The organism is Hymenobacter negativus, assembly GCF_016056375.1.
Taxonomy (GTDB): Bacteria; Bacteroidota; Bacteroidia; order Cytophagales; family Hymenobacteraceae; genus Hymenobacter; species Hymenobacter negativus_A.
This window is the reverse complement of sequence record NZ_JAEDAE010000002.1, coordinates 303,246-330,199: the sequence shown is the minus strand read 5'-3', so window position 1 is coordinate 330,199 and position 26,954 is coordinate 303,246. Positions and strand designations below refer to the sequence as shown.

General features: G+C 57.7%; 24 protein-coding genes. All 24 read right to left on the bottom strand.

The genetic code is table 11. The features are described 5' to 3' along the window. Positions 1 to 95 precede the first annotated feature (95 nt). The gene (locus tag I7X13_RS06290; protein WP_198074802.1) at positions 96 to 947 is read right to left on the bottom strand and encodes a methionyl-tRNA formyltransferase; all 852 of its coding nucleotides are present in this window, start codon (positions 945 to 947) and stop codon (positions 96 to 98) included. 60 nt (positions 948 to 1,007) lie between these two features. Continuing rightward, positions 1,008 to 1,934 (bottom strand): glycosyltransferase family 2 protein, encoded by a 927-nt coding sequence (locus I7X13_RS06285; RefSeq protein WP_198074801.1) that lies wholly within the window; start codon positions 1,932 to 1,934, stop codon positions 1,008 to 1,010. 29 nt (positions 1,935 to 1,963) lie between these two features. Continuing rightward, a complete protein-coding gene (locus tag I7X13_RS06280; RefSeq protein WP_198074800.1) occupies positions 1,964 to 3,484 on the bottom strand; it encodes a glycosyltransferase family 39 protein in 1,521 nt (506 codons plus the stop codon). Positions 3,485 to 3,492: 8 nt separating this feature from the next. Next, a complete protein-coding gene (locus I7X13_RS06275; protein ID WP_198074799.1) occupies positions 3,493 to 4,593 on the bottom strand; it encodes a glycosyltransferase family 4 protein in 1,101 nt (366 codons plus the stop codon). Between the two features lie 70 nt (positions 4,594 to 4,663). After that, positions 4,664 to 5,932 (bottom strand): glycosyltransferase, encoded by a 1,269-nt coding sequence (locus tag I7X13_RS06270; RefSeq protein ID WP_198074798.1) that lies wholly within the window; start codon positions 5,930 to 5,932, stop codon positions 4,664 to 4,666. A 36-nt stretch (positions 5,933 to 5,968) separates the two neighbouring features. Next, complete coding sequence (locus I7X13_RS06265) at positions 5,969 to 7,171, bottom strand: glycosyltransferase family 4 protein (protein ID WP_198066900.1); 1,203 nt, start codon at positions 7,169 to 7,171, stop codon at positions 5,969 to 5,971. A 40-nt stretch (positions 7,172 to 7,211) separates the two neighbouring features. Further along, the gene (locus I7X13_RS06260) at positions 7,212 to 8,018 is read right to left on the bottom strand and encodes a glycosyltransferase family 25 protein (RefSeq protein ID WP_198066901.1); all 807 of its coding nucleotides are present in this window, start codon (positions 8,016 to 8,018) and stop codon (positions 7,212 to 7,214) included. Between the two features lie 250 nt (positions 8,019 to 8,268). Continuing rightward, complete coding sequence (locus I7X13_RS06255; protein ID WP_233454707.1) at positions 8,269 to 9,345, bottom strand: acyltransferase family protein; 1,077 nt, start codon at positions 9,343 to 9,345, stop codon at positions 8,269 to 8,271. Between the two features lie 75 nt (positions 9,346 to 9,420). Further along, a complete protein-coding gene (locus I7X13_RS06250) occupies positions 9,421 to 10,419 on the bottom strand; it encodes an NAD-dependent epimerase/dehydratase family protein (RefSeq protein WP_198066903.1) in 999 nt (332 codons plus the stop codon). Between the two features lie 125 nt (positions 10,420 to 10,544). Continuing rightward, a complete protein-coding gene (locus tag I7X13_RS06245; protein ID WP_198066904.1) occupies positions 10,545 to 11,516 on the bottom strand; it encodes a glycosyltransferase family 2 protein in 972 nt (323 codons plus the stop codon). A gap of 140 nt (positions 11,517 to 11,656) precedes the next feature. Beyond that, positions 11,657 to 12,286 (bottom strand): NeuD/PglB/VioB family sugar acetyltransferase, encoded by a 630-nt coding sequence (locus I7X13_RS06240; RefSeq protein WP_198074796.1) that lies wholly within the window; start codon positions 12,284 to 12,286, stop codon positions 11,657 to 11,659. Between the two features lie 3 nt (positions 12,287 to 12,289). Next, the gene (locus I7X13_RS06235; RefSeq protein WP_198066906.1) at positions 12,290 to 13,366 is read right to left on the bottom strand and encodes a DegT/DnrJ/EryC1/StrS family aminotransferase; all 1,077 of its coding nucleotides are present in this window, start codon (positions 13,364 to 13,366) and stop codon (positions 12,290 to 12,292) included. Positions 13,367 to 13,399: 33 nt separating this feature from the next. After that, positions 13,400 to 15,175 (bottom strand): ABC transporter ATP-binding protein, encoded by a 1,776-nt coding sequence (locus tag I7X13_RS06230; protein WP_198066907.1) that lies wholly within the window; start codon positions 15,173 to 15,175, stop codon positions 13,400 to 13,402. 159 nt (positions 15,176 to 15,334) lie between these two features. Next, positions 15,335 to 17,188, bottom strand: a complete 1,854-nt coding sequence (locus tag I7X13_RS06225) for a hypothetical protein (RefSeq protein WP_198066908.1) — start codon at positions 17,186 to 17,188, stop codon at positions 15,335 to 15,337. 11 nt (positions 17,189 to 17,199) lie between these two features. Then, entirely contained in the window at positions 17,200 to 18,336 is a 1,137-nt protein-coding gene (gene rffA, locus I7X13_RS06220; protein ID WP_198066909.1) for a dTDP-4-amino-4,6-dideoxygalactose transaminase, read from the bottom strand. 108 nt (positions 18,337 to 18,444) lie between these two features. Then, on the bottom strand, positions 18,445 to 19,119 hold the full coding sequence (locus I7X13_RS06215; protein WP_198066910.1) for an acetyltransferase: 675 nt from the start codon (positions 19,117 to 19,119) through the stop codon (positions 18,445 to 18,447). Then, a complete protein-coding gene (locus I7X13_RS06210) occupies positions 19,112 to 20,050 on the bottom strand; it encodes a glycosyltransferase family 2 protein (protein ID WP_198066911.1) in 939 nt (312 codons plus the stop codon). Before I7X13_RS06210 ends, I7X13_RS06215 begins: the two co-directional genes overlap by 8 nt. Further along, positions 20,050 to 20,778: a WbqC family protein gene (locus I7X13_RS06205; RefSeq protein ID WP_232342234.1), complete on the bottom strand. Its 729-nt coding sequence runs from the start codon at positions 20,776 to 20,778 to the stop codon at positions 20,050 to 20,052. Before I7X13_RS06205 ends, I7X13_RS06210 begins: the two co-directional genes overlap by 1 nt. Positions 20,779 to 20,953: 175 nt before the next feature. Continuing rightward, complete coding sequence (locus I7X13_RS06200; protein WP_198066912.1) at positions 20,954 to 21,883, bottom strand: glycosyltransferase family 2 protein; 930 nt, start codon at positions 21,881 to 21,883, stop codon at positions 20,954 to 20,956. Between the two features lie 65 nt (positions 21,884 to 21,948). After that, complete coding sequence (locus tag I7X13_RS06195) at positions 21,949 to 23,049, bottom strand: DegT/DnrJ/EryC1/StrS family aminotransferase (RefSeq protein ID WP_198066913.1); 1,101 nt, start codon at positions 23,047 to 23,049, stop codon at positions 21,949 to 21,951. Between the two features lie 25 nt (positions 23,050 to 23,074). Beyond that, complete coding sequence (locus tag I7X13_RS06190; protein WP_198074795.1) at positions 23,075 to 24,034, bottom strand: GNAT family protein; 960 nt, start codon at positions 24,032 to 24,034, stop codon at positions 23,075 to 23,077. Continuing rightward, complete coding sequence (locus I7X13_RS06185) at positions 24,016 to 24,438, bottom strand: sugar 3,4-ketoisomerase (protein WP_198066915.1); 423 nt, start codon at positions 24,436 to 24,438, stop codon at positions 24,016 to 24,018. Before I7X13_RS06185 ends, I7X13_RS06190 begins: the two co-directional genes overlap by 19 nt. Before the next feature lie 6 nt (positions 24,439 to 24,444). Further along, a complete protein-coding gene (locus I7X13_RS06180; protein WP_198066916.1) occupies positions 24,445 to 25,401 on the bottom strand; it encodes a UDP-glucuronic acid decarboxylase family protein in 957 nt (318 codons plus the stop codon). Between the two features lie 128 nt (positions 25,402 to 25,529). Beyond that, positions 25,530 to 26,867: a UDP-glucose dehydrogenase family protein gene (locus I7X13_RS06175; protein ID WP_198066917.1), complete on the bottom strand. Its 1,338-nt coding sequence runs from the start codon at positions 26,865 to 26,867 to the stop codon at positions 25,530 to 25,532. Between the last annotated feature and the right edge of the window lie 87 nt (positions 26,868 to 26,954).

Here is a 26,954-nt window from a genome sequence, read left to right as displayed (position 1 = left end):
AAACGTGACACGGGCTTTCCTAACACAAGCTATTAGAGGGAATGGAAGAGGAATAAGCCGCCGGAGAGCCTGCAAAGGTACGGCCAGCGCGCCCCCTATTCGAAGCGCGAACGAAACTGAGACAGTGGCATGGCGTCGTTGCCGTCGTGAGTGCGCAGCGCCGTGAGGCGAATCAGCCCGGTGCCGCACACTACTACCGGCTGCCCATCGCGCACGAAAATGACTTTGCCCGGTGTCCGGTTTTCGATGTGTACGTCGGCTTCGGGGGTAGCGGCCAGCACCCGGAGCAACTGGCCGTTGAGCAAAGTGCTGGCTCCCTGGTACGGCCAGCCCAGCGCATCGACGAAGCGGCTAATGGCGGCGCTATCGGTCTGCCAGTCAATCCGGTAGTCCTGCTCGTCGCGCCATAGACTGTAGGTGGCGTCAGCCTCAAGCTGACGCTGACCGGGGGGCAATTTGCCCGTCCGAAGTCCATTCCATAGCTGCGTTACCAACTCTAAATAGCACTCCACCGCCAGCTGAATCGCATCGGCGATACGCATGGGGTAGTGAACAGAGCGGGCGGCCTGCCCCAGTATAGGCCCTTCATCATATTCGGTTCCACCATATAAGGCCGTCACACCAATAGTAGGCTCGCCATTAATCAGGCAATTGACCAAGGGCGCAAAGCCACGGTAGCGCGGTAGCAGGCTATCGTGCAGCACAATGAGAGTAGTCGCATCGGTAATAAGCCAACGCCACGACACTGCCAGCGCGTAGGCCGTGGGCGCGGTACGGGGCGTGGCGCGGCTCTGGAAAGGAATACCGAACTCAGCACATAAATCCTTGATATCAACAAAGAAATCATTTACCAAATGGGGGTCCGGTGTGCTCACTACCAGCGCCACCACCGAAAAGTCGAGGTGCGTTACGATGTGCTGAAGCACGCGGTAACCTTTTTCGGTCATCAGAAACAGGGTTATTCCCGGCATCGTCGTCATGGTTGCTATTGGCCTGGGTCAGCGCGTTTATTCGTCGACAATATAGAGGGGACGTTTTTTTACTTGCTCGAACGTTTTGCCCAGGTACAGGCCCACCAATCCGAGTGCTGCCATCAGCATCCCGGCTAGAAACCAACTGGAAATAATGAGGCTGGCATAACCCGGACGATAGACTTTCCCTACCCAGCAGCGAGCCAATAGGACACCCGCACACAGGAGTGCACCGCCAGTAAGCAGCATGCCCAGCTTCACGAGAAGGCGCAAGGGCTTATCGGTATTGACCATGATAATTCCCAGAGCCTGGCTAAGGCGGCGGCTGAGGCTGTAGCTGCTGCGGCCGGCAGCGCGGCGGGCGTGCTGAACGGGAAGGTAGGCGCGCCGAAACCCCACCCAGCGCACCATGGTGGGAAAATATTGGATGCTTTCGCGCATGGCCAGCACGGCTGCAATCACCTTGCGGTGGTAGATGCCGAAGTTGGCCACGGTGGGGTCTTGCGGGGTTTCGGTGAGGTAAGTAAGGATGCGGTAGAAGGTACGCGAGAGCATTTTCTTGCTCCAGGAGTCCTGGCGGTTGGTGCGCTGGGCCAGTACTAGGTCGTAGCCTTGGCGGGCGAGGGCCAGCAGGGCCGGAATTTCCTCGGGAAGGTCCTGCAGGTCGCAATCCATCACCACTACCCACTCGCCCCGGCTGCGGTCGAGCCCAGCCGTGATGGCCGCGTGTTGGCCAAAGTTGCGGCTCAGGCGCAGGCCGTGCACCCGCGGGTCGCGGGTCATTTCGGTCTGAATCCGCTGCCAGGATTCATCGGGACTGCGGTCGTCGACCAGAATGATTTCAAAATCGGCCGCAAGGGGCTCCAGCACCCGCACCAGCCGTTGCACCAGCTCGGCCACCAGCACGTCGGCCCGGTACACGGGGCTCACTACGGAAAGCAGCAAAGGGGCAGCGGGTGTCATGGACAGCAAACCTTAATGCGTAGCAAATATTAGGCAGGAAGCACTGGCCCCGATGAGCGACTTGCGTTGGCAGGCCCAGCCGGCAGCCAGCGCCCCAGCCAAAGGGCCGCGGGTATAAGCAGTAGCACATCTGCCTGCAAGAGGTAGCGCATTTCCAACCCCCGGTATAAGAAGCAAATGTACAGGTATATAAGCCCTGCCACCGCCGCAACCAGCCCCAGAGCCGGTTGCCGTCGTATTCCTACGAGTATCCCCCCCCACCCCAGCAGCACCAACACGGTGCGATAGCCAAATAGCAGCTGCATCAGGCCAACACGAGGCGGGGCAGCCCGTTTTTCCAGAACCGGGGCCTTAGCCATGGTCGATTTGAATAAGGCTTTTTGAACATTCTGCAATGGAACATCCAGCCAGAAACGGAATGGGTGCTCCGCCGCAAACCGGCGCCGCAAACTCTGGAAGCCGGCCCCTATTTCTTCATTACAGGACCGAAAATGATGCTTCTGATAAGCAGTATCAGCTAATACAGCAGCGGTATCACGATAGTAGCTGGCACTGTTGCTAATGCCATTGCGCAATACCCAGAACCCAGACCCGCACTGCCGGGCGCACGCCACCAACTGCTGAGCCTGGTTTTCTTCCGCTGCGGAGCTGAAGGCCGCAGCCGGAAAATGGATGCGGCCTTTACCGATGAGAACCGAGTCGAGCCACGGGTTTTCGTTGGTTGTCCAGCAGTGTACCCATTGATAAAATTCGTCTACGTCCACGGTCTGATTGGCGTAGCCAGCCGTCTTCGGCTTAAGCAGTACTAGGCGATGGGCCAGCAGATAGTTGCGTACTGGCCATCCGCCGTAGAGCAGCCCAAAGCCCAGCATGGCCAGCCCAATGTTACGCGCTATCGAATGCCAAGTTGCCTTACGGGTTTGCCACAGCACCCACATTACGGTGATGGGTAACAATACTCCCATGTATGCCCGCACCAGCAATACCAGTGCAGCCAAAGCACCTATCCCCAACAGGTAGAGCGGTGTGGGTCGCCATTGCAGCATTACCCAGAACCACAACAGTGTGAGGTCAGTAGCAAGAATTTCGGTACCAATGATGGGTACCCAAACAATGATAAACGGATAGGCAGCATACAGCAAGGCCCCCAAGTATGCCGTGCGGGGCTGGTTCGGCTCCAGCCGCCGCAGAATGGCAAACACGAGCGCAATGGCTCCGGTATCCAGCAGCACCTGGCTCCAGGCAGTGGCTGCCGCAGCCCGCGCACTGCCAAATACTATCCAGTGTGCTCCATAAAAGAACGGGTAGCCTGGCAACCGCCCAAAAGACGCGTCAGGCTCCAGGAAATCAAACGTATAGCGCCCCCTGAGCCATAGGTTTTCGAACGCCAGTGTATAAGAAAAGGAGTCGCCATTCAGCACAAACGGACCGGGACTGTGATAGAACGCCGCCGTGCCCTTGAGCACGAATGCGATGCGCAGCGCCAGCCCCAGCAGCATAATTCCGAACAACCAGCCGAAAGCAATGCGAGTAGAAGCAGTTGTTGCCATGAGGGTAATTACACGCGGGCCAACGCCTGTTGGTAGCACCCTGCCAGCAATTCATAGGTGTGTGCCGGCGCAAATTTTTGTCGTACGAAAGCGCGGCTGGCTAGTGAAAACTGCTGCCGCAAAGCTTCATTGCCGGCCAGCGCAACCATTGCGTCGGCCATGGCGGGTACGTCGCGGTTGGGCACCAGCAGGCCCGATTTTCCGTTTTCAAAAAGCTCGGCAGGGCCGCCGCAATCGGTGGCAATCAGCGGGACACCGTAATACAGGGCATCGAGGCAGGTGAGAGAAAAGGACTCGGCCTCGGAGAAGTTCAACACGATGTCGTGCGCTTTCATGGCCGCTTCCGTATTGGCCGCGAAACCGTCGAAATGCACCACCTCGACCAAGCCGGCGGCTTTGGCGGCATTTTCAAGCTCCTGCCGGAACTCCTGGTTTTTCACCATGCCCATATCGCCGCCCACAAAGTGCAGGTGCAGATTGGGGTTGCGGGCGTGGGCAAGTTGAAAAGCTTCCAATGCAAAATTTTGCCCCTTGCCCCGGATGTAGTTACTGAGGTACAACAGCCGTACTGCCCTATTAGCAGTAGAAGTCACAGCATAAGCCGGCATTGCCTCACCGCGGGCCGGTAAGGGGTCGTACACGGTGCGAACGCCGGCGTTGCCGGGCGCAAAGTAGACGCGTACAGCCTCCGACACACACAGCACCTGCTGGGCGGCATTTTCGGCCAGCCAGCGCCACGGCCGGGCAAATAGCTGCGGCAGCACCTGCGGCAGAAACCGCACGTGTGTGAGCACTGGCAGCCGGCCCAAGCTCAGCCAGCGAGCCACGTAACCGGTCAGGTTATAGAAGTCATTCAAATGCAGCATTTTCGCCCGCTCGCGCCGAGCCAGTTGCCGCAGCCGCCAGCCGTTCAATAACAGCATGGGCAGGTAGAGCAGCAGGTCGGCCGGTCGGCGGCTTATTTCCACAAAGGGCAGCTCGTGCACGCGGTAGCCATCAGCTTCCAGCACGGCCCGGCCGGTGCTGCCGGTGGGCAGCACGTAGGCAAAGTTGAACCGGTCGCGCAGCGGGCTGGTCGCGTGGCGCAAGGCATTGAGTGCCCCGGTCACGGCCCGGGAGTTGTCTACCAGCAGAATAAGAGAGCGGCTATTTGTGGCGGTCGGTACCCCCCGCGTTTCACTAAGCACGGGCTTTGCGGTTTAGCAGCCCGTCAATCAACTCCTTCCATTGCCCAAAAATACGCTTGTGCGTGAAGTCGTTGGACCGCAAGCGGGCAGCTTCGCCCAGGCGCTGCCGGGCGGGTGCATCATTCAGTAGTTGCTCCAGGGTATCAGTCCAGCATGCGATATCAGCAGAGAGGCTGGCGGGCTCGGTTAGCATGGGCATCAGGATGCCGAATTCGGCCCATTCGGCCTGCCGCAGGGGCGTTTTGGGGGCTTCCACTGTGGGGGCCAGCATTTCGCGCGGGCCGGTCGGGCAGTCGGTCGACACTACGGGCACTCCACAGGTCATGGCCTCGCCCAGCGCCAGCGGGAACCCCTCCCAAGCCGAGGGAAATACAAACGCCGTGGCTGGCCGAATGAATTTGAATGGGTTCTGCTGCAAACCCACGAAGTACACGTCAAAATCCGGCGTGAGCGGGGCCGGCTGGTCCATGGCCTGGTACACGCGCAGGCCGAGCTTACGGGCGTGGTCCAGCAGGTCCTGGCGCAGTTCCCCATCGCCGATGAACACCAACTTGGCGGGCTTCCGCTTGAGCAGGGCCGCAAATACGTCGAGCAGCGGGGCTTGATTTTTCTGAATGGCCAGTCGGCCCGAGGTCACCAATACCGGCGCGGATTCGTACACCGCCTGCATGGCGGCATCCAGCGGCTCCAAACTCAGTTGGCGCACGTGTTCCACCTCAAACGAGTTGTTGATGGCCAACAGCTTGTGGCGCGGCACCCCAAACGTCTCGGTCATTTCCGGTATGATGTCGCGGCTCACGGTCACCATTTTGTCGGCCCGTTGGTAAAGCCAGGGCATAAGCACCTTTTTACGCAGCATCCCCACGGCCCCGTTGATGTTGCGGTCGTGCACTTTCGAGCCCTGAATGAGCACAATGGCCTTTTCCTGGCCTTTGCTCAGCAGATTGATGTAGTCGGCTCCTTCCAGATGGCTCACCGATACGTCACAATTCAACTCCTTTTTTAACTCCCGTAGCCGCGTCACGCGCTGCCAGAAGTTCTGAATTTTGGCCAGCGGCGAGCCACCGCCCGGCACCCCGAGGCTGCGCACAGGGTTGCCGCTGGGGTACATGTCGGCCTCATCTTCATTGAAAATAACTTCCGTTACCTGATAATATTTGCCCAGTTCCACGCTGTGGTCATGAAACGCACGTTGGGCCCCGCCCATGCCTCGGTTCGGGATAACAATCAGCAGCCGGGGCCGCGAATCAGAATTACTCATAAGGTATTCACTATCAAAATCAATACGTGAGGCGGCTTATAGGGCCTCCGCAAAAATGGCTTCGTAGGCTGCCACGCAGCGCTCCATACGGAATTTATCGAAGCAGAGGGCCGCGCGGGCCTTGTGGGCAGCCAGCAAAGCCGGGTCGGTGAGATATGCCAGCAAGGCGGCCGTCAGGGCCTCGGGGTTGGTAAGGCCGTGCCCGTTCTGCTCCAGCAGTACGCCGGCCAGGCCCTGCCCGGGCACGTCCAGCATCTGCGGAATCTCGCCGATGCGGGTAGCTATGACCGGAGCCCCGCAAAACAGGTATTCGGCAATGGAGTTGGGCAGGCTTTCGGAGGCGAAGTAGCTCGGCAGCAGGCCCACATCAAACAGCCGCACCCAGTCGATGGGATTGGAGGCAAAGCCGACAAAATGGATACGCGGGTTGGTATTGGCCGCTTTCAGGCCGGTGAGGTAGTCGCTGCTGCCCACCAGCACCAGGTGCGCGTTGGGGTGGGCGGCGCTGATTTCGGCAAACGAACGCAGGGCATACGCCCAGCCTTTCTCGGCAATGCCGCGGGCCACCATGCCAAACACGATGTCCTGCTCGCCAATGCCCAGCTGCGCCCGCGTGGGCAGCTTATCGGGTGCGGAGAAATGACCATCGAACCCGTTGTAAATCTGCGCGTGCGGAATATCATCGAACGACCGCACGCCGGGCACCGAAAAAATCTCTAAGTTCTTCTGTGTCAGATACACCACTGCGGCAGCTTGCCGTAGCGCCTCGCGCGACTTCATCGTGACTTCCGGCTCCGTGGTCTTGTGCAGAAAGTCTTCGTAGCAGCCATGCATCGTAATCACGAGCGGCACCTTTGGCCGGGCGGCGGCACCGGCAGCTGCCGCCACGTAGTCCGACTTAATCATGTGCGAGTTAATCAGCTGCACGCCTAGCTGCTCCATGGTCTGTCGCAGGTGGCGCTCCACCAACTGCTCGCGTAGCGGAAACGGCTTCCCAAACCGGCGGAGCACGCCCTGCACCTTGCGGCTCAGCCACTCCAGGCCCGGCACGCCGGCCTCGAAGCCCAGAACCGGTACATCCGGCGCTACCTGCTTCACCAAGGGGTGGTTGGTGTAGCTGGGGTAATGGCTGTACAGCCATACCTGATGCCCGCGCTGGTGTAGCGCCTGGGCCAGCCGCATCCCAAACACCTGGGCTCCCCCGGTGCGCAAATCCTCAATGGCCAGCAGTAGTTTCATAAATAGCAGCTCATTCGACACTAATTAACGCTCTCTCAGCCTATTGGGCCTTATTGAAAGGCGGACGGTCGACAAACCGGAAGTGATATTTTTCGCCCTGAATTTTGCTGGCCCGCTTTTCCAGATACGACATCAGGACAGGCACTTTGTACTTCCGCACTAGCGAAGCTACCCGGCTGGTCAACGTCTTAGCCGTGTCGTATTCGATGGAGGAACGGATGGGAGCGGCCAGCACCTGCACCGGATACAAGCAGCGGAACGAGCTAAACCCGTGCTTGTCGTAATAGTCGCCCCAGTAGTCCGTCTGCACCCAGATGGGCATCAGCACGTCAATCATCCGCTCGGCCACCTTTTTGGTGATGACATAGGCCATCGACGAAGCAATTTCGTGCAAATCAACGGGATACACCAGCTCGCAACCCTCCCCCACCGGCTTGCGCTCGTACTTGCTCATGTCGGTGGTATCCTTGGCCTGGTGGTGATTAAAGTAAGACAGCGAGATAATCTCGTCGTCCTTAATCTCGCGCTCCACGATGTCCAGAATCTTCTTGATGTTTTTGGGCAGCGCGGCGTCGTCCTCAATCACCAGGCTCACGCCCACGTTGTTGGCTACGATATGCTTGTAAATCTTCACGTGCGAAAGCGAGCACGCAATAACGCCTTTGGTCAGGTAGGGATTCTTGCTCACCGCCTCCTGGTCGGACAGTACGTCGAAGTCGGCCGGGGTAAGATTAATGTAGTCAACCGCGTCAATCAACTCATAATCAACTTTCAGAGAATCCAGATGAGCTTTTATGTACTTGGTTCTCGCTTCTACCCTCGACAGGCTTACAACAAAAATTTTCATCAGTTAGGAATACGTGAATTTAACTTGCCGACAATAGACATTGGCCAGACCAATAGCGTCCAACGCTGCCAGCCCAAGGGAGAGCAAACGGCACATTATTAACCCAAAGAATTGAAAAGTACATTCATCCCTAGGTCAATTTGGCCAGTATCTTAAGCAGGTGCTACTCGCCAGTGCCCGGCAAAGGTACAATGGCCCTGTCACTAACGTATTTGCCCGAAATCGGGCGGCTGGTATGATTGGCCAGTCGCTAACGGCGGTTTTGGGAGGCCAGGCGCATAAAGGGTTTTTCTACTATCAGGTAGAATACATACGCACCTGCAATCGCCAGGCCCAGGCATACCGCCGTTAGCAAAAGCTTGCGCGCGTCCGAAGTCGGTGGCAATAGCTTCACCAAGGCAAATTCGGCGGTAGTACCAATAAGGCCGTGCAGTAGATAGAGCGAATACGATATTTTACCCAAAAATGAAAAGCCCGGGATACTCACTTTAATTGTGTTAATGGCCACGGCCGTACCCACCCCCACCAAGGCCGCGTACAGGCCCAGTTGCCAAAGCGCAAGCCCGCCAAACGCCACCAATCCAGCCGCGTACAGCCACGCCGGAATCCGCTGCTGCTGCCACAACAGCGCCACGCCGCCCAGCGCAAACAATGTGCTGTAGTGAAAGAACTCGGCCGCTGCAAGTGCTGGCACAAACTGCGCCAGTCCCATTAGCACATAGAGCGTCACGAACCAAACCAGATTCCGGCCAAACAAGATGTTGAACAGAAGGCCGATAAACAGGTAAAACTGAAATTCAATAGCCAACGTCCAGAAGATGCCGCTTATCCATTTATAGTTCGTGAAAGGGATAGTAAACAACAGATTGTGCACCACCTGACCCAAGCTCAAATCCTTGGTATAAAAGGAGGTTTTGTTGATAAACTTATCGATGAAAAACCACTGCCCCAACACCAGCAGCAGGGACACATACGCTGGCGGGTTGATGCGCATGACACGCTTTTTCAGGTAAGCAAAGAAACCGGCAACCCGGTGGTTTTTGCCCACCAGGCTGTAGGGAATGATGAAACCCGAGATAACGAAAAAGATATCAACCCCCAGATAGCCCTGCGAAAACGCGCTTTTCGCGGCGGGCACTACCAGCTTGGGCATCATGCCGCCGCTGAAGTGAAAAAAGCAGACACTCAGCGCAGCCACGGCCCGGAGCGTATCGAGCCCGGGCAGGTAGCTCTTGCGGGGCTTCGCTTCGCCAGTGACTGGCGCGGCAGCTGACTCAGGCAATGCTACCGGGTTTGCTAAATGACTTTCTGAGGGTATTGTATGCATCATTAACAGTAATAAATCAGATAAGACTATGTACTTGAAGCAGCGGCTACTGCTTGCCGATTAACGCATTGGCAGCTAGGCCGTAGCCCGGGCAGCGGCTGTTTGGTAATGCGCTACGTACCAGGCCCAGGTGCGCGCCAAGCCTTCGGCAAAGTCCAATTGCGGGCGCCACTGCGTGTGTGCGGTCAGCTTTTCGCTGTTGAGTACGTTGAGCGGTACGTCGAACGGACGCACGGGCAACACCCGGAGCTGAATGGCGTGCCCCGTGGCCTCGGCCAATGGGGCCAGGGCATCCAGCACCTGCCGGTTGGTGAGGCCGTGGCCACTGCCAAGGTTGTACACCTGACCGGGCTGGCCATTGATGAGGGCAGCCACAATGCCTCGGGCCACATCCTGCACATAGAGATAATCGCGCACGGTGCCCTCCTCGCCGTATAAGCTCAACTCGCGTCCATCGAGGATGGAGGCAATGGCCGTGGCGATGAAGCCCTGCCCCGAGTACGTGCGTTGGCCCTCGCCAAAAGCATTGGAAGGCCTTACGCATACTACTGGCAGACCCTGCGACTCGAAATACATGTGCGCGTATTTTTCGATAGCCAGCTTGGTGATGCCATAGGGCGAAATCGGCTCGGTCAGGTGCTCTTCGGTGAGGAAAGGCGCTTTGGTGCGACCGTACACCGTGCCACCCGACGATATCCAGACAAACTTGCGAATCGGCAGCGAGGCGGCCAGTTCAAACAAGCGCACGGCAGTGGGCAGGTTCACCAGAATGTCGTGTACCGGGTCCTGAAAGCTGGTTTTGGGCACCGTGGCGTAGGCCAGGTCTATTACCTCGTTCACTTTACTCAATACCCGGCGCAGTAACTCATCGTCGTTGCCGGTTGGATTGGCTACGTACTCCACCCCGGCCGGCAGCGCGGGCACTGGCGTGGCCTCGCGGCCCACCACTACCACCCGACGTCCTTGCTGCAAAAGCTCATCGACCACCGCCCGGCCAATAAATCCGGCTCCGCCTATCACACAGGTTACTGCTACGGAGCCCATAAGAGTGCTGGTAGTTAGGGTATCGGCCACGATTAAGAAAGAAAAATACTTTTGAGAATTGCCACACTGTCAGCGTTTCACATTGTGGTAAATATAAGTGGATTCTGCCCGCTGCGGAGCCAAGCCAGGGAGTTTCAACACCCCAAAACCCGCCGTTATATGCCGGTACGCTGCGGATAAAACCGATTATACAATCCCGGCAATAGACTAATGGCAAGCGCCTTGAAGGAATTGCTCCGCGGTGCCACGCCCACCGACACACGGCTGCGCAACGAACGCAGCAGATACTTGCGGGCTTCGGCGTGGCGGTGTTGCGAATTTAAGGAGCTGGCCAGAGCCAGGTAGGCATCAGCCGTTTTCACCATGAAATTGCGGTGCTGCCCGTAGCCCAGGTGCTCGTCCAGGCGGGCATACATCCGCACGAGGCCCAACAAGTACGCTTCCTTTTTAGCAGTTTGGGACACGCCGCCAGAATTCACGCGGTACACGCCCATTTCTTCGTTCAGGAAACCCACCCGGCCGGCTTTGGCCAATGAAGCCAACAGGGGCAAGTCCACTACCACCGAATCGTGTACCCAAGCGGGCAGTTCCGGCAGCATGGCTCGGCGGTACATTACCGAACCCGTGGCAATGTGCCAGTCCCGGGTCACCTCGTCAAGGGTAAGCTCAGCCTTTTGAATCTGCGTCATCAGGTGGCTGGCGGGCGGATTGGCCCCGCCTTCGTACAGCACCCGGGCATTGTGGAAGCACATGCTGAAGTCCGGATGCGACTCCATAAAGTCGACCTGCTTTTGCAGCTTGTGCGGGTTCGTCCAGTAATCATCGCCTTCCAGCAAGGCTACGTACTTACCCCGGCACTGGGCCGACGTAAATTCCCAGTTATGTGAAACCCCGAGGTTTTTCTCGTGAAACAGCGGCCGTATCCGGCTGCCATAGCGCTGCTGGTATTCCGAAATAATAGCGCGGGTACGGTCCTTGGAGTAGTCCTCGCCAATAACAATTTCATAATCAAAATCAACTTCTTGATTAAGAATGCTATCCAGCGCCGTAGCCACGTACGCTTCCTGGTTGTAAGTCACCATCATCACGCTCACGAGCGGCGGGTTGGAAGCAGATTCTTGTGACATGGCAGCGGGGTAAGAAATAGATTATCAGTTAGTTAACTTGCAAATGGCCGGCAGCATATGAAGACCCACTGGCTGCTTGTTTAATCAACTCGCTTCGAAACGGGCAGTTGACGGGCAGTGTGTTTTCGGCCAATGCCCAGCTATGCTTTGCGTAGCAGCGGCCGTGCCGGCACCCCGGCCACTACCTCATTATCGGCCACATGGCGGGTAACCACCGCGCCGGCTCCCACCGTGGCCCCCTGCCCAATGGTGATGCGTGGCAACACCACAGCTCCGGCTCCCACCTGCGAGTAGTTGCCTACCCGCACGTGGCCCAACAGTTGGGCACCGGGCGATACTTCACAGTAGCGGCCCACCACTACGTTGTGGTGCAATGCGGCACGGGCATTTATCAGGCTGCCCTCGCCAACAAATACTTCATTACTAACCATTACGTTCTGCATCACGTTGAGGCCAGGCTCCAGCACTACCGCGTGCCGCCCTACGTTGGCCGAATGCGCAACTACGGAGTGCAGTTGTCCTCCCCACTGCCGTACCCGGCCGGCCAACTGCGCGCGCAGCCGCCCACCGCCGATGCCCAGCGCGGCGCGGGGGTCGTGGTGCAGGTGCTGCATGGCTTCGGCCGGCGACCGGAGCACGGGGTAGCGGCCAAACAGCTGGGCAGGGGCATCCGGGCTCACATCGTCGTAGAAGTACAAGTCCGTTTCGCCAATGTCTTCCAGCACTTGCAGCAGCTCAATGGCATGGCCCCGGGCACCCAATACCAGCATGGCTTAGAGCACTTCGTTGATGAGTTGGGCCACCTGCTCTACCTGACTGATTTGCAAGTCGTAGTACAACGGCAGGCACAGCACGCGCCGGGAAATATCCTCCGAAACCGGCGCTTCCTGCGGAGCCACGTAATTGAGCGTATTCAGCGAAGGATAGAAATAGCGGCGCGGCGTGATTTCGTGAGCATTAAGGTTATCGCGCACCCTCAGCAGTACTTCCTCAGAAGGCAATACAATGGGGTGGTACGAGAAATTGTAGGCCGTGTGGGGCTGAATGGTGGGCCGCACGCATTTCGTGCCGTCCAGCAAGGCGTCGTAGCGCTCGCTCAAAATGCGGCGCTTGGCAATCAGCTCCGGCACTTTAGGCAGCACACACAAGCCCATGGCGGCGTGCAGCTCCGAGCTTTTACCGTTGACACCCACCCCCCAGAAGGCTTCGGGGCCGTTGTGGCCGAAGTTGCGCATGTAGGCAATACGGTGGGCCAGCTCGTCGTCGTTGGTGACAATGGCCCCGCCCTCGCCCGTGTGGAACAGCTTGGTGGCGTGGAAGCTTAGCGTGGAAATATCGCCGTAGTTCAGCACCGAACTATTCTTATAGGTCACACCGAATGCGTGGGCAGCATCGTAAATCACCTTCAGGTTGTGGCGCTTGGCAATGGCCTCAATGGCTTCCAGGTCGCAAGGGTTGCCGTAGACGTGGGTGGCCATGATGCCCACCGTACGCGGCGTGATAGCGGCTTCCAACAGCGCTGGGTTAATGCAGAGCGTGGCAGGGTCGATGTCGACAAATACTGGGGTGCAGCCCTCCCATACCAGGCTTGATGTGGTGGCCACGTACGAAAACGGCGTAGTCAGCACCTCTCCTTTTAGGTCAAGCGCCTTGATGGCAATCTGCAGGGCAATTGTGCCGTTGTTAACGAAAAAAAGGTGTTTCACGCCCAACTCGTCCTTTAGGCGCTGCTCTAGCTCCACAACCAGCGGTCCGGCATTGGTCAGGTAAACCCGCTCCCAGATTCCGGTCAGGTATTTAACATAGTCTTCCAGCGGCGGCAGATAGGATTGGGTTACGTTTATCGGCATTGGATTTTGGTGTCTTTCGGTACGCTGGTTGGGTTAGGCTTGCACAATTTGCTGCATCAAGCTTTCGTATTGATGCTCAGCAATAACATTGCCCTGGCTAAGCTCATAAATCCGGTCACACTCGCGCAGCGTGGTGATGCGGTGAGCAATAATAAGAATGGTAATGTCGGTTTCGGAGAGCTTGTTGATGGCTTCGTTTACTTCGCGCTCGGTTTCATTGTCGAGGGCACTGGTAGCCTCATCAAGCACCAGCACCTGCGTGCGCTTGTAGAGCGCACGGGCGATGCCAATGCGCTGGCGCTGCCCGCCCGAGAGTTTCGACCCCCGCTCGCCAATGTGCGTGTTTACTCCCTCGGGCAAGCCGGCGATGAAGTTGCGCAACGATGCCTGCTCAATGGCATAGTCCAGCCGGGCCGCATCCACATTGGCATCGCCGAGGGTGATGTTGTCCTGAATGGAGGCTTCCATAAGGAAGGTGTCCTGCTTCACGTAGCCCACAATACGATGCCAGGCTTCGATATGCTGCGAGGTGAGCGGCTGGCCATCAATCAGAATGTGGCCATGCTGCTCGACATAGAAGCGCAGCAGCACGTTCATCAGCGTGGTTTTGCCCGAGCCGGAACTACCGATGAAGCCAATTTTTTCGCCTTTGCGGATTTCCAGGTTAATGCTGCGCAACGTGGGCGTTTCTACGCCCGGGAAGCTGAATGTAACGTTGGAGAACGCGAGACTGTGCTCAAACGAGAGCGGCAATTGCTTGGGGTCGGGCCGCTCATTGTATTTGGGCTCGCGGTAGGTTTCCAGGTTTTCGATGCTGGACTGCGCCTGCTTTACTTGCATCAGGGCCGTAAGCATCCGGTTCACGGAAGGCATGAGGCGGTAAGCGGCGGCGGCGAACAGGCCCACCAGCGCAATCAGGCTGTTGGAAGCGCTGGGGACAAAAATGGCATAGAGGAAAATGGTCAGCACGCCCAAAATAGCCACCATTTCAATCACCTTCAGTGGAAGCAGCGAGTAGAGGTAGCTTTCTGAGTCAAGGGTTTGGAGCTCGCGCTGGTTTTCAAGCAGACGGTCGCGGAAGCGGTACTGCTTATTAGCCAGCTTCAACTCGACAAAGCCCGTGAACAGGTCACCGATGATGCCATAAGAAATGGGCCGCAACTCATTTACCCGATTGCCGATGGCCTGCGAGCGGGCGCGCAGGGCGCGGTAGGTGAGCAACGTGGTGGGCACCAGCACAAACGCCAGCAAGGCCAGCAGTAATGGCTTGTAGATGAGGATACTAATTACAATCACCACCACCACGGCAAGTTCGGAAAACAGCACAAACAAAGGCCGCACCACCATGGAAACATAGTAGCGCGGCACTTCCAATGCACTGTTAATCAGGTTTGAAGAGCCCAAATGGTTGAAATCCCAGAAGGGAAAGTGGAGGTATTTATCGAGCTGCGTCTTTACAATATTCAGGCCGAGCTTGGTGGTAAAGTCGGTCTGCAAGTAGTTAACCCAAGTGGAAAACAGGTTCTTAACCAAGAAGAAGACGAATACGGCCACAATGAGCATCAGCAGAAAGCTACGCTCCGACTCAAAGTTCATACCGTGGTAGATGGGCGCAAAAAACTTGCTTTTCTGCACGCCACCGGGCTCGGCGGCCACTACCATGACCGGTACGAGAGACGCCAGGCCGATGACGTCGAGAAACGACGTAACCAGCAGCAGTACGAACATGATAACTGCTCGACGCTTTTCCGACCGGTTCAGGTAATAGCGGATGCTATCGAGTGAATAGCCTATAATTCCTTTATTCATACGAGATATCTTTTACACTTTGGCCATTTCCCCAAACGAAGGAAAGTGCCAGAGGTCCACCGCGACTCATACGCGCCTGAACACACAAAGGTAGGGCGCGGGAGCTAGAGGTAGTATTCAGCACATGGCAGGGCTATAATTGAATAATGAAAACGTGATTTAGTTGGGTCGGGAACTGGCATCCTGCGGCGCATATACCTGTATCTGCCGGTGCTCGGATTGGTAGCTGCTGAGAACGGTGCCCACCAGCCGATAGTTTTCGGGAAAAGCGAGGCCATGCTTGTGCAGGCAGGCCTTTAGCTCGTTGCCCATGGGCTGATTGAGTAGGATACAGGCTTTGCGCAGAGGCTGGGCCGTGATGTCGAGCGCGTGGCAGTTGCGCGCGTCGCGGCCCGGAAAATACCAGGCCGCTCCCGGCGACACTCCCCCGCAGAGGTACACCACGCCCGGCAGGTCATAGAAAGCCAACAAGGGGTCGCCGGGCCGGAAGCCACCGGCAGCCAGCAGTTTTTCGAGCTGGGTAATAAATGCGGAGGTAGCCGGGTCGACTTGTAAGGGTCCCGTAACGCCCGCGGCGTGCAGGGGTTCGGTTTGCGCGGCCATGGTGGCGGCCAGGTTGTAGGGCGTCCAGAGCACGCCCCAAATAGTTTGTTCGGCGGCGTAGCTGGCAGGAACCAGCAGCATGGCGGCGGGCACCCAGGCCGGTAGCAGAGCCAGCCGGACCTGCGAAACCAAAATCAGCAGCAGACCAAACCACGGGGCCATGTCGACAAGCAGGTTTAGCCGCAGGTCGTTGATGGTGCCGGCGGCAGCCAGCAGCGGCAGCGAGAGCAGCCACAGCCCCACGGGCCACTGCTGGGCCAGAGCGGCAGGCCCGGACGTGGCGGGAGTTTCGCGGCTCTTGGGCTGGACAGCTAAGGCGGCCATTACCAGCGCGGTTATCACGACCAAAGCCAACAGCAGCGGCAGGGTTTCCAGGCCGTTGGAAATGGCGTTGGAATACCAACGCCGCCGCAGGGCTTCCATTAACAAGAAAGTACCCATGCCCCCCCCTATCGCCAGCACGGCCAACCGGTGCCAGGCGGCCGGTACGCGGCGCGGCCACCACCAGGCCAGGCCCACCAGCACCGCAACCACAGGCCCTAACGGGAACACAAGAAAAAGCAGCGTCCTGAAAGCACTGCTGATGTATTTGGGCAATAGGTCGGCCATGCCATAGCGGCCTTGCGATTGCAAGGCCGTCATTTCCTGCACGAAGTTGCGGTGCCATAGACCCAAAGGTTCTACCACCACGAAATAGAGCCCGAGGCCCAAAGCCAAGCCCAAGCCCAGCAGCACTGCTGTCCGCAACAGCACCTGCCAGCCGAAACTGCGCCAATACCAGGCCAGCACCACTACGGCTCCGCCAAACAGCAGCGCTGCCGACGAAGCTTTCACAAATACATCGATGCCCAGGACGAAGCCGATGCCCAACAACTGCCAAGTGGCTGCCAAAGGACCGCGCCGCAAGGCGGACAGTACGGCAGCAGCTGATAGCAGCAGCGACAAACTGGTAATGCCGTTGTAAGAAATAGCCCGGGGGAAAATAGAAAATACCAGCAGTGAGCCCAGCAACACAAAGCATACCGCCAGGCCCGGCTGGCTCGCCCAACGCCGAGCACCAGTAGTTGTGGTGGCCCGCAGCCAAGCAGCCAGGCTCAGGCCGAATACGACGGCCCCAAACACTGCGGCTCCCAGTCCCACCGCCCGGGTGGTGAATACCGAGGCATTGGCCAGGCCCAGCATACGGGCCACAATCAGATGGAAAGTAGAAAAGCTGGCTTCGTACTCGGCCGGGTAGCGGAAATTCAGCAGGTAAAAGCCTTCATCAGTAATATCGAAGCCGCGGGGCAAAGCCCACACCATCACGGCCAGTACCGCCAGAGCCAACAACCCTACAACCACCTGAACCATTGGCCCAAGCCAGCGCGAAGCCGTGCCAGCGACGCGGCCCTGTTCGCCTGATGCGTGCATGAGTACTCGGCTTAGCGCCCTTTGTAAAAGCTCAGCACGCCATCAATCACGCGCTGTTGCAGGCTTTCGTTGAGCTCGTGGTAGAGGGGCAGGCGCACGAGGCAATCGGTGTAGTGGTCGGACCAGGGCAACTCACGGCCATCGTGTTTATCGGCGTAGAACGGGCTTTTGTGCAACGAGAGGTAGTGGAATACCGGTGAGATTTGCAACTGCCGCATGTGTGTGATGAGGGCACTGCGCTCGGCCAGGTTGCGGCACACGAGGTAAAACATGTGGCCGTTGTTTGTGGCGTAGTCGGGCACAATGGGTAGGCCCACCCCCTGCGCCATCAGGGGCTGCAGGGCGGTATAGTAACGCTCCCAGATGTCTTTGCGCCGCTGCTGAATAACGGCCATGTTCTCAATCTGAGCCCAGAGGAACGCGGCAATGATATCGGAAGGCAAGAAGCTGGAGCCTACCTCAACCCAGCCGTACTTGTCGACTTCGCCCCGGAAAAACGATGAGCGGTTGGTACCCTTCTCGCGGATGATTTCGGCGCGGTTGGCGTACTGCTTGTCATTGATGGCCAGCATGCCGCCCTCGCCCGAGGTAATGTTCTTGGTTTCGTGGAAGGAGAAGGCCCCCAGCGCACCAATGGTGCCCAGTGGCCGGCCTTTATAAAAACTGTCGATGGCTTGTGCTGCATCTTCCACCACGGTCAGGTTGTGGCGGGCCGCCACGGCCTGAATGGCATCCATGTCGCAGGCAATGCCGGCATAGTGCACCGGCACAATGGCGCGGGTGCGCGGCGTAACCAGGCTTTCGAGCGCGGCCACGTCCATGTTGGGGTTCTCGGCCGTGCTGTCGGCAAACACGATTTTGGCCCCGCGCAGGACGAAGGCATTGGGCGTGCTCACGAATGTGAACGACGGCATAATCACCTCATCTCCGGGCTGCAAATCGAGCAACAGCGCTGCCAGTTCCAAGGCGTCGGTGCAGGAAGTCGTCAACAGCACCTTCTGAAACCCCAGCTGCTGCTCGAAGAACGTGTGGCAGCGCTTGGTGAAAATGCCGTCGCCGGAAATCTTACCGGAACGAACTGCTTCTTCGATGTACCGGGCTTCGTTCCCGGAAAGATAGGGCTTGTTGAAAGGGATGGCGTATTGCATTAGCTAAGCTTGAATTCGGGCAAAGTTACACCCGTTGCTTTTAAACCGGTGGGAAATATAGACTCTCCAAGATGTTGCCGGAGCACCGGCCTCACTTTTAAAAGTGACTTATTTACCGGAAGAGAGTATTTTCTTGGCCGGGGTGCCTACGTAGGTACCGGGCCCAGTGAGATTGTGCACGACGGTTGCTCCCCCACCCGTCCGGACATCTTCGCCCAGTTCCAAACTATCAATAACAGTGGTGCCGATGCCCAGGAAGCACCGGGGCTGCACCGTTACATGCCCGGCCAAACGCACCGACGGAGCCAGAAACGAATGCCCAACAACCGTGGTATCGTGCGCCAGTACACACCCCGGATACAAAAAGGTATTCGGGCCGAGGTGGACGTTCAAATCCAAAATGCAGCCCGGCGACACGAAACAGCCAGGTTCGACTACCGCGCTACTGTCGAGGTAGGAGGCCGGGTGCACGAAGGTGGCAAAAGGAACCCGCGCCACAAGCCGCTCGAATAATTGCTGTCTGACGGCAAGGTGATGATAGCCAATGCCCATGAGCATCGCGTCGAAGGCATCCCCCGCGTATGCGGCTTCGATGGCGTCGACCCGGCCCAGTACCGGCCCGTGCGGGGTGACAGTAGCGGGGGCCGCAAAATCGTCGAAAAAACCGGCCACAGCCCAGCCGGCGGTTTGTTGCAAGTGCTGCGCTATTTGTTGTCCCAGGCTGCCAGCCCCAATAATGGCAACCCGAACGGTGGCACCGGGCGTGAGAACGGGCTTATTCATTTTCAGTTTCGGCCTCAACAAAGATGGGGCGACGGGTTGTTTTCAAGTTGATGCGGTGGATGTATTCACCCAAGATGCCTATGCCTAATAGGATTAGGCCCACCCCAAATCCTAGCAAAATGGCTAGGGTAGCAAAGCCCGCGCTCAGGTCGTTGAAAAGCAGCTTCCGGACCAGCACGTAAAGGGCGTAGCATGTCGTCAGGAAGAATATACCCACCGATGTCAGCGAGAATATTCGAATCGGCAAGTCGGAGAACGTAACGAAAATATTGATGGAATGCTCGATGAGCTTGCGCACCGTATAGGAGCTTTCGCCGGCGGCGCGCTCGCCGTGCGTCACGACTACGCTGGCTACGTTATTTGTTATCCAGGTGAGGTAACCATCCAGAAACGTGTAGGAATTGCTCATTTGCAGGCAATGCCGGGCAATGCTGGTCCGAATGAGCCGAAACGCCGTGTAATCGGGATGCAGGTCGGGAATGCTAACGCGTAGCAGCTTCTTAAGCAGCATAGACGTAACGTTGCGAAAGCCCGAATGCTGCAGCGTTTCGTACTTGCCATATACCACGTCGAAGTTGCCCTGGGCCTGAGTCGCAATCAGCCGGCCAATGTCGGCTGGACTATGCTGCAGGTCTTCGTCCATCGTAATAATAAAACGGCCCCGGGCGTGGGCAAAGCCGCAAATCAGGGCGTTGTGCTGGCCAAAGTTTCGGGCCAGCCGCACAATTTTCACCAAGTTGGCTCCCAGTTCCCGCTGCAAGGCTTGCATCACCTGCCATGACTGGTCGGGGCCATTGTCGTTCACGAAAATAACCTCAAACGTCAGCCCGGCTCCGTCAAAGAATGCTCGCAACTGCTGAGTGAGCGGCCGTATCGTGTCCTGCCCCCGGTAAGTGGGCACCACAACGGAGTATTGGGGGGCGCCGTCCATTACGCGGGATTATCCGATGACGCGAAAGATTTCATGAATCGTGGCGCCTCGGAACCAGTGTTGAACAGCAGGTCCAGCGCCGTAACGCCGTGCTCAAAAGGAGCCGGACCGAGCTGCTGGTATTCCGGATACCCACTATAATCCATCCATTCTAATTTCACCCCGGCATCGGCAAATACGGAGGGCACAATGTAGTCCTGTGCGGCCGGGCCAGACAAGTATTCCGTTCCGCCTGCGTCAAGTACTAATTGCACCAGGCGCTCGGTTTTGCCCGGGACCAGCGTATAATCAGAAGACCAGGAAATTTTTGTATTGATTCCCAGCTCTTTGCACACAAACTGAATGAAGCGGTGGTTAATCAGGCTCAGGTAGTCGGAACCCGGATTGAGGTAAATAGCCTCCAACTCGTCTTTATACTGCTTGAAAAATGGGGCCTTGGCGTAAGTCTGAGCAATGCTGCGCCAATGCTTTATCGCCCATTTAGCCTCTGAAACCACGCTCTCGTTGATTTTCTGGTCCCGCGAATCGTGGCGAACCGGAATGACCAGCCACGAAGTGCCGGTCGGCGTTTTGATTTTATTCCGGTTTCTCCAGTCGCGGGTTGTGTATTGCATATCGTCGTACAATATGAATTCATCAACCATGTTGACCATATCAAAAAACCCTTTCCAGGGGATATAATTCGACTGGAGAATGGCAACTTTTTTTGGCAGGGCTAGCTCAGACAAAACAGAAATAGATTGGTATAACGAAGGCAAAGTTAGGCAAGAACACCGGGTTAAAGCCTTTATCAGAGCACTGAAGAAACCGCCATAATATGCTAATACCAGTTGGGCATTAGGCAATCAGCACCACATTATCCACAATATTTGCCTAACAGCCAGGCAATTGCCTTAATACTGCTTAAGAATACACCTCCCGTACCACGTACAATGGCCGTTTGCGGGCCGCATCCAGCCCGCGCCAGACGTACTCGCCAATTACGCCCAGCGCAATCATTTGGAAAGCCGACACGAACAGCATGACTACCATGAGCGTAGTCCAGCCGGCAGGCTCATCAGGACGGGCCACCTTGAGGGCAATCACATAAAGGCCGTAAATGAGCGCAACTAATCCCAGCCCCAGCCCCAGCACCGAAATAGCGCGGATGGGCACAAAGGAGAAGGCCATCAGCGAGTCAATGAGCAGCTTGATTTTCTTGTTCAGCGTCCAGCGCGACTTGCCGATTTCGCGCTTGCGGCGGGTGTAGGGAATGTTGACATAGGCGAAGCCCAGCCACACCATGAGGTAGAACACATTGGAATTGCGTTCGTGCAGCTTCAGCACCTCGGTGGCCACCTGGCGGTCAAAGAACACGAAATCGAACCCGCCGTCGGGAATGTTACGCAGGGCCAGGTTCTTCATCAGCCAATGAAACAGCTTGGCCATGGCCTCAGAAAGGCCTTTCTCTTCGCGGTCCTGACGGTTGCCGATAACCAGCTTGTAACCCTGCTGCCAATGGCTGTACATCTGCACCATCAGCTCGGGCGGGTCCTGCAGGTCGGCGGTGATAACGGACAGGCAGTCGCCGGTGGCGTAGGCCATGCCGGCCACGATGGCATTGTAAGAGCCTACGTTGCCCGCCAGGTCAACGATGCGGATGCGGCCGGGGTAGAGGTCCTGGGCCCGGCGCAGGGCTCCGAGGGTGTCGTCGCCGGAACCATCGTTCACGAAGATGTACTCGAAAGTGACTTCGGGCGGGAAATTAGCCTCGTTCGCAATCAGCTCACGGGTCGTCACCGGGATATTATCCTCGTTGAAGTAGCAGGGGACGATGACGGAAAGCTTAGGCATGGGCTACTTGCTTGAATCAGGGTCGCACGAGTGCGTTCGGGAAGAACGGTGAGAGGAGCAGCAGTTTAATGGAATGCCCGGATGGCATCGGCCACGGCAGCTACGTGTGCTTCGGTCATGCCCGGCCACATGGGCAGGCTCAGGCAGGTATTGGCCAGTTCTTCGGCAATGGGAAAGCTGCCGAGTGCAAACCCAAGTGCCTGGTAGGCCTGCTGCAAGTGCGGGGGCACCGGGTAATGAATCAGACTGCCGATGCCTTGGGCCGTGAGGTGCTCCTGCAGGGCAGCGCGCCGGGGCGTGTGCACCACGTAGAGGTGGTAGACGTGAGTGGCACCCTCGGCTACGGCTGGCAGTCGCAGGTCGGCAATACCTGCCAGGTGCTGGTCATACCAGGCGGCTACTTGCTGGCGCTGGTGTGTCCATTCCGACAGGTGCGGCAGCTTCACGCGGAGCAAGGCAGCCTGTAGCTCGTCCAAACGGGAGTTATAGCCCACCACTTCGTTGTAGTATTTCTGCTGCGAGCCGTAGTTGCGCAGCACCTGCACTTTGTGGGCCAGGCCGGCATCATTGGTTGTTACAGCCCCGGCATCGCCGAGGGCACCCAGGTTTTTGCCGGGATAGAAGCTGGTGCCATTCACGTGCCCGAAACTGCCGGTGAGCCCGCCCTCGAAGGCCGCGCCCTGCGATTGGGCATTGTCCTCGACCACGTACAGGTTGTGCTGCGCGGCCAGGGCCATGATTTCCGTCATGCGACATGCCTGCCCATAGAGATGCACCGGCATAATGGCGCGGGTGCGCGGCGTGAGAGCGGCAGCAATGAGGGTTGGGTCGAGGTTGCTGGTGGCGGGGTCGGGCTCGACGGGAACGGGCGTGGCTCCTACCTGCGTCACGGCCAGCCAAGTAGCGATGTACGTGTTGGAGGGCACAATTACCTCATCGCCGGGGCCAACGCCCAGTACGCGCAGGGCCAGCACCAAGGCGTCGAGGCCGTTGGCCACACCCACAGCGTGCGCCACTTGGTTGAAAGCCGCGTACTCCTGCTCAAATTGCTTTACTTCTCCGCCCAGCACATACCAGTAGGAGTCGTAGACCCGGCTGAAAGCGGCGGTCATAGCGTCGCGCAACGGGGCATGTTGTGGCTCAAAGCTCAGGAAAGGGATGTTCATCGGAGTACTTGGTAGCGGGTAAAAATTAAGCATTCAGGCCGTTACAGGCCAGCACATGGCTGGTGGCTCCCAGCCGGAAGCCCAGCTTCTCGCAGGTGCGAAACACGGCGTGGTTGGTGGCTTGGGTGGTCATCAGCACGGCTTCGTGCTCCAGCTCTTTGGCACGGTGCAGGGTTTCGGCTACCAGCTTCACATGCCAGCCCCGGTTGGCGGGGCCAACCGCGGTGAGCAATACTCGCGACAGCTGCGTGCCCAGAGCAATAGCATCACCCTTCAAGTCGCTGATAGCCAGAAACGAATCAATTGGCAGCTCTGGCGCATCCGGCACCAGCACGGTGGCCGCCAAGCCGGCCGCAACGGTGTTTTCGGCGTAGCGAGCCAGGTATGCATCGGCCCGGGCATCGCCAAACCATGCGTCGGCGTGAAACCGGTCGTAGGCGTTGCGGGCCATAGCAGCTACCTGGCCAATGTGCGCAGCCTCGTCGACTCTGGCAGCCCGTACCGGATGCCGAGGATAGTCGAAGCCCGGCAGTTGGTCGCGGTAATATGTCAGGCGGGTTTCCACCAATTGCCAGCCGGCCCCGGTCAGGGCCTGCAACAGTCGAACGTCCTCGGCCGGCACCACACTAAACGCATAATACGATGCCCCGTGCCGGGTTGCCAATTGTTGGCGCAGCTCAGCCGCCGCTTGCAGCAGTTGGGCCGGGCTGGTCAGCCCATCAAACAATGCGGTGAACAGCCGGTACATCGGGGCACCAAAATAGCCGGAATCCCAGGCCAGGTGCTGAAGCAGCCATTTCACGTCCGCCGAGGCGGCTGCCACAATTTCGGCCCCAGCCTCCTGCTCCCACCGGGCGGCTGCTCCGGTGCCAAACAGTTCCTGTTGCCGTTCAATGGGGAACTGCCGCAGAAAGTAGTAGGGCGAATAATATGCTAGCTCAGCGCGGCGGGCGGCCACCAGCTGGCTCAGGCTTTGGGCGCCCATAGCTGACGAAACAATTCGTAATCACGAATATAATCTCCTTCCTCATACGCCTGAGAGGCCAGCACAAGCTGCACCGCGGTGTGCGAATATTGCATGGTATGCCAGGCGGAAGGCGGCACGTACAACCCTACATTCGGGTCTTCGAGGCGGAAAAGTTGGATATCCCCGTCGGCTGTTTCTGTCGTGACGATAATGCGTCCTGCCACGGCAACCAATATCTGCTCGGTACGGTGATGGGCATGACGGCCCCGCACAATGCTTTCGGGCGTGTAGTACGTCCAGAAGACCCGCTGCACCGTGAAGGGCAGCGGGTCTTTGGCGTTTTCACCCACGGAAATATAGCCAATACCCGGTGCTCCAAGCTTGGGGAACTCGATAAGGTATGGAGCAGGATAATCGGCCATTGGAAACTACTTAACGTGTTCTTTGAAATACTCCAGCGTGCGGCGCAGGCCCTCGGCCCGGTCCACTTTGGGCTCCCAGCCCAGGATTTCCTTGGCTTTGGTGATGTCTGGGCGGCGCTTCATGGGGTCGTTTTCGGGCAGGGCCTGGTAAGTCGGCTTAAACTCGACGCCGGTCAGGCGGGCAATTTCTTCGCCGAACTCCTTGATGGTGATTTCCGACGGATTGCCGATGTTCACGGGCAGGTGGTAGTCGCTCAGCAACAGGCGGTAAATGCCTTCCACCAGGTCGTCCACGTAGCAGAACGAGCGGGTTTGCGAACCGTCGCCGAACACCGTCAGGTTCTCGCCGCGCAGGGCCTGCGAGAGGAAAGCCGGCAACACGCGGCCGTCGTCGAGGCGCATGCGCGGGCCGTAGGTGTTGAAAATGCGGATAATGCGCGTTTCCAGGCCGTGGTGGTTGTGGTAGGCCATGGTGATGGCCTCCTGAAAGCGCTTGGCTTCGTCGTAGCAACCGCGCGGGCCTACGGGGTTCACGTTGCCGAAATACTCTTCCACCTGCGGGTGGATTTCGGGGTCGCCGTACACTTCCGAAGTGCTGGCAATCAGCATGCGGGCACCTTTCACGCGGGCCAAGCCCAGCAGGTTGTGCGTGCCTAGCGAACCCACTTTCAGGGTCTGAATCGGAATTTTGAGGTAGTCAATCGGCGAGGCCGGGGAGGCGAAGTGCAGGATGTAATCGAGCTTGCCGGGCACGAACACGAACTTGCTCACATCGGCCTGATGAAACTCGAAATCGGGCCGGCCAAACAGGTGCTCGATGTTCTGGATGGAACCCGTAATCAGGTTGTCCATCGCCACCACGTGGTAGCCCTCTTTCAGGAACCGGTCGCAAAGGTGCGAGCCCAAAAAGCCGGCCCCGCCGGTGATAAGGACACGCTTTTTTTCTTCGGAAGTATTGGTCATAAAATGCTTTTGTCATCCTGAGCGCAGCGAAGGACCTTATCACGTCCGCGCCGCTCGGGTAAACAGTAATCCTGAAAAATGCAGCCGCGATAAGGTCCTTCGCTGCGCTCAGGATGACAAATTAGGAGTTAAGCCGGCTCCTTGTGGTCGGTTTTGATGCCGATGCAGTGATACACAAAACCCAGTTCTTTCAACTCCTTCACATCGTAGATGTTGCGGCCGTCGAAAATGGTTTTTTGCTTCATCAGGCGGCCCACCACTTCAAAGTTAGGGGCTCGGAAATCGGGCCATTCCGTGACCACCAGCAGGGCATCAGCGTCGATGAGGGCCGCAAATTCGTCTTTGGCGTAGGTGATGCTGTCGCCGAGCGAGTGCTTGGCTTCGGGCATGGCCACGGGGTCGTAGGCCGTAACGGTGCAACCGGCGGCCAGCAGCTTCTCGATGATAACCAGCGAAGGCGCCTCGCGCATATCGTCGGTCTTGGGCTTGAAGGACAGGCCCCACACGGCAATTTTCAAGCCACGCAGGTCGCCGCCAAAGTGCTTACTTACTTTGTTAAACAGCACCGATTTCTGGTCTTCGTTCACGCTTTCCACGGCGCGAAGCACCTGCATGTCGTAGCCGTTTTCCTGGGCGGTTTTGATGAGCGCCTTCACGTCCTTGGGAAAGCAAGAGCCGCCGTAGCCGATGCCAGGGTAAATGAACTTGGTACCGATGCGAGCGTCGGAACCGATGCCTTTGCGCACCATGTTCACGTCAGCCCCCATGATTTCGCACAGGTTGGCCACGTCGTTCATGAAGCTGATTTTGGTGGCCAGCATGGAGTTAGCCGCGTATTTCGTCATTTCGGCCGACGGGATATCCATGAAGATAATCGGGTGGCCATTGAGCAGGAAGGGCTTGTAGAGGCGGCGCATCACTTCCTCGGCACGGTCGGAGGCAATGCCGACCACGATGCGGTCGGGCTTGAGGAAGTCGTCAATAGCCGCGCCCTCTTTCAGGAACTCGGGGTTGGAAGCGACGTCGAACTCGATGTTGGCATTGCGCTTGGCCAGCGCCTGTTCAATTTCGGTGCGCACCTTGGCAGCGGTGCCTACGGGCACGGTGCTTTTGGTCACGATGACCCCGTAATTGCTCATGTTTTCGCCAATGCCACGGGCCACGGCCAGCACGTATTTCAGGTCGGCCGAGCCGTCTTCGCCGGGGGGGGTGCCTACAGCGATAAAGGCTACGTCGCAGTCTTTGATGGCTTCGGCAAGGTTGGTGGAGAAGTGCAGCCGCCCTTTTTCCACGTTGCGGGTCACCATTTCTTCCAGACCCGGCTCATAAATCGGCAAAATGCCCTGGTGCAGATTATCGATTTTTTTCTGGTCGATATCAATACACGTCACATCGATGCCAACTTCGGCAAAGCACGTGCCCGTGACCAAACCGACGTAGCCGGTGCCTACAACTGCTATTTTCATAAGATGCGGAATGCGCGAAGACTAGTAATTAATGGAGCAAATTTAGGCCTTTACGGGCCACTCTATCGACACTCGCGGCTGGCCCCT

Excerpts from the sequence above, each read along its gene's own strand:
- I7X13_RS06290 (WP_198074802.1), bottom strand. The coding sequence starts at position 947 with ATGACCGAAAAAGGTTACCGCGTGCTTCAGCACATCGTAACGCACCTC.
- I7X13_RS06285 (WP_198074801.1), bottom strand. The coding sequence starts at position 1,934 with ATGACACCCGCTGCCCCTTTGCTGCTTTCCGTAGTGAGCCCCGTGTAC.
- I7X13_RS06280 (WP_198074800.1), bottom strand. The coding sequence starts at position 3,484 with ATGGCAACAACTGCTTCTACTCGCATTGCTTTCGGCTGGTTGTTCGGA.
- I7X13_RS06270 (WP_198074798.1), bottom strand. The coding sequence starts at position 5,932 with ATGAGTAATTCTGATTCGCGGCCCCGGCTGCTGATTGTTATCCCGAAC.
- I7X13_RS06265 (WP_198066900.1), bottom strand. The coding sequence starts at position 7,171 with ATGAAACTACTGCTGGCCATTGAGGATTTGCGCACCGGGGGAGCCCAG.
- I7X13_RS06260 (WP_198066901.1), bottom strand. The coding sequence starts at position 8,018 with ATGAAAATTTTTGTTGTAAGCCTGTCGAGGGTAGAAGCGAGAACCAAG.
- I7X13_RS06255 (WP_233454707.1), bottom strand. The coding sequence starts at position 9,345 with ATGCATACAATACCCTCAGAAAGTCATTTAGCAAACCCGGTAGCATTG.
- I7X13_RS06245 (WP_198066904.1), bottom strand. The coding sequence starts at position 11,516 with ATGTCACAAGAATCTGCTTCCAACCCGCCGCTCGTGAGCGTGATGATG.
- I7X13_RS06240 (WP_198074796.1), bottom strand. The coding sequence starts at position 12,286 with ATGCTGGTATTGGGTGCCCGGGGCCATGCCATTGAGCTGCTGCAAGTG.
- I7X13_RS06235 (WP_198066906.1), bottom strand. The coding sequence starts at position 13,366 with ATGCCGATAAACGTAACCCAATCCTATCTGCCGCCGCTGGAAGACTAT.
- I7X13_RS06230 (WP_198066907.1), bottom strand. The coding sequence starts at position 15,175 with ATGAATAAAGGAATTATAGGCTATTCACTCGATAGCATCCGCTATTAC.
- I7X13_RS06225 (WP_198066908.1), bottom strand. The coding sequence starts at position 17,188 with ATGCACGCATCAGGCGAACAGGGCCGCGTCGCTGGCACGGCTTCGCGC.
- rffA (WP_198066909.1), bottom strand. The coding sequence starts at position 18,336 with ATGCAATACGCCATCCCTTTCAACAAGCCCTATCTTTCCGGGAACGAA.
- I7X13_RS06215 (WP_198066910.1), bottom strand. The coding sequence starts at position 19,119 with ATGAATAAGCCCGTTCTCACGCCCGGTGCCACCGTTCGGGTTGCCATT.
- I7X13_RS06210 (WP_198066911.1), bottom strand. The coding sequence starts at position 20,050 with ATGGACGGCGCCCCCCAATACTCCGTTGTGGTGCCCACTTACCGGGGG.
- I7X13_RS06200 (WP_198066912.1), bottom strand. The coding sequence starts at position 21,883 with ATGCCTAAGCTTTCCGTCATCGTCCCCTGCTACTTCAACGAGGATAAT.
- I7X13_RS06195 (WP_198066913.1), bottom strand. The coding sequence starts at position 23,049 with ATGAACATCCCTTTCCTGAGCTTTGAGCCACAACATGCCCCGTTGCGC.
- I7X13_RS06190 (WP_198074795.1), bottom strand. The coding sequence starts at position 24,034 with ATGGGCGCCCAAAGCCTGAGCCAGCTGGTGGCCGCCCGCCGCGCTGAG.
- I7X13_RS06185 (WP_198066915.1), bottom strand. The coding sequence starts at position 24,438 with ATGGCCGATTATCCTGCTCCATACCTTATCGAGTTCCCCAAGCTTGGA.
- I7X13_RS06180 (WP_198066916.1), bottom strand. The coding sequence starts at position 25,401 with ATGACCAATACTTCCGAAGAAAAAAAGCGTGTCCTTATCACCGGCGGG.
- I7X13_RS06175 (WP_198066917.1), bottom strand. The coding sequence starts at position 26,867 with ATGAAAATAGCAGTTGTAGGCACCGGCTACGTCGGTTTGGTCACGGGC.